2 protein-coding genes and 1 pseudogene are annotated in these 755 nt (G+C 33.4%); 2 read left to right on the forward strand and 1 reads right to left on the reverse strand.

Annotated features, from left to right (window positions below):
- Together FPQ13_RS13855 and FPQ13_RS13600 are read left to right on the forward strand one after the other, a co-directional pair.
- On the forward strand, positions 1 to 462 hold a 462-nt coding region (locus FPQ13_RS13855; RefSeq protein ID WP_246065542.1), incomplete at its 5' end, for a phage antirepressor KilAC domain-containing protein.
- Positions 463 to 486: 24 nt separating this feature from the next.
- Complete coding sequence (locus FPQ13_RS13600) at positions 487 to 663, forward strand: hypothetical protein (protein ID WP_001094937.1); 177 nt, start codon at positions 487 to 489, stop codon at positions 661 to 663.
- Here the strand turns inward: FPQ13_RS13600 and FPQ13_RS14075 are convergent.
- Positions 638 to 755: pseudogene (locus FPQ13_RS14075) on the reverse strand (hypothetical protein); the annotation flags it as partial. The gene FPQ13_RS13600 and the pseudogene FPQ13_RS14075 overlap by 26 nt on opposite strands.

The raw sequence follows: 755 nt of genomic DNA on the forward strand, positions 1-755 counted from the left end.
AGTGAACCTGGCAAACGTGCAAGACAATACTTCATCCAAGTAGAGAAAGCATGGAATAGCCCAGAAATGATTATGCAACGTGCTTTAAAAATTGCTAACAACACAATCAATCAATTAGAAACAAAGATTGAACGTGATAAACCAAAAATTGTATTTGCAGATGCAGTAGCTACTACTAAGACATCAATTTTAGTTGGAGAGTTAGCAAAGATCATTAAACAAAACGGTATAAACATCGGGCAACGCAGATTGTTTGAGTGGTTACGTCAAAACGGATTCCTTATTAAACGCAAGGGTGTGGATTATAACATGCCTACACAGTATTCAATGGAACGTGAGTTATTCGAAATTAAAGAAACATCAATCACACATTCGGACGGTCACACATCAATTAGTAAGACGCCAAAAGTAACAGGCAAAGGACAACAATACTTTGTTAATAAGTTTTTAGGAGAAAAATAAAAATCTTAATAGGAGGAATTATCAATGAACACACTATACAAAACAACCCTCCTCATCACAATGGCAGTTGTGACGTGGAAGGTTGTAAAGATTGAGAAAAACACAAGATTTAAACTTAGAAATTTTGATTATCCAAAAATTAATAATGCTCAGAGCAAATCATTGTTGGATATTGCTAGTCACGATCTAAAAGATATTTAACTGTATTCAAAATTTTCATATCTTGTTGAGCTTTTAAGCTTTCGTATAAAGCTATTGAATAAATAATTTCGTAAGATACGTTTTCAGGAGCA

This window comes from Allobacillus salarius, assembly GCF_007559425.1.
In the GTDB taxonomy this organism is placed as follows: domain Bacteria; phylum Bacillota; class Bacilli; order Bacillales; family Alkalibacillaceae; genus Allobacillus; species Allobacillus salarius.

Bases quoted from the DNA above. Each gene is read 5' to 3' on its own strand.
- FPQ13_RS13600 (WP_001094937.1), top strand. From the start codon at position 487: ATGAACACACTATACAAAACAACCCTCCTCATCACAATGGCAGTTGTG.